Source organism: Exiguobacterium sp. SL-9, from assembly GCF_004336985.1.
In the GTDB taxonomy this organism is placed as follows: domain Bacteria; phylum Bacillota; class Bacilli; order Exiguobacteriales; family Exiguobacteriaceae; genus Exiguobacterium.
Window position 1 is genome coordinate 1 of the sequence record NZ_SJUO01000016.1, and the last position, 468, is coordinate 468.

Consider the following 468-nt stretch of genomic DNA (forward strand, 5'->3'; position numbering starts at 1 on the left):
GGCTTATAACCCACTGCCGTTGACCCGCCACGATTTAATGACTGAAGAAGTGCTCGGGTTACAACAGTTTTACCCACGTTGGTATCTGTCCCCGTAACAAAAAAGCGTGTTAACATATAATTTACTTCCGTTATGACAGATAAATCAGGTTCATAAAAAATGACAGAGATTAGAGTTTAGGGTAACACTGCTTATGGTGGCTTGAGATAGCTCAATTTTTTAGTTAATTGGTCAAAAATAGAGAATTCGTTAATGATCAATTGACAGATTTACGCCTGAAAAATACTTTTGTTACGATTTTTTCACTTAACCTAGCCTTGCATCAACTCAATTAACAAAGAGCCATTGTAGAGAGCTTCTTTTACAAGCGAAGCCGCAGGCAATGTTCCTTTGTTTCTTAACTCCGTTTCTTCAATAATTAAAGACTGCGCATAACGTGGCATAACGTGATGTTGAACTTGGTTTAAG

Annotated in this window: 1 protein-coding gene; it reads right to left on the reverse strand. The window is 37.6% G+C overall.

The features are described 5' to 3' along the window. Nucleotides 1-116, reverse strand: a 116-nt coding sequence (locus EVJ34_RS16025; protein ID WP_145963241.1) for an AAA family ATPase, incomplete at its 3' end; no start/stop codon positions are given. Nucleotides 117-468 lie beyond the last annotated feature (352 nt).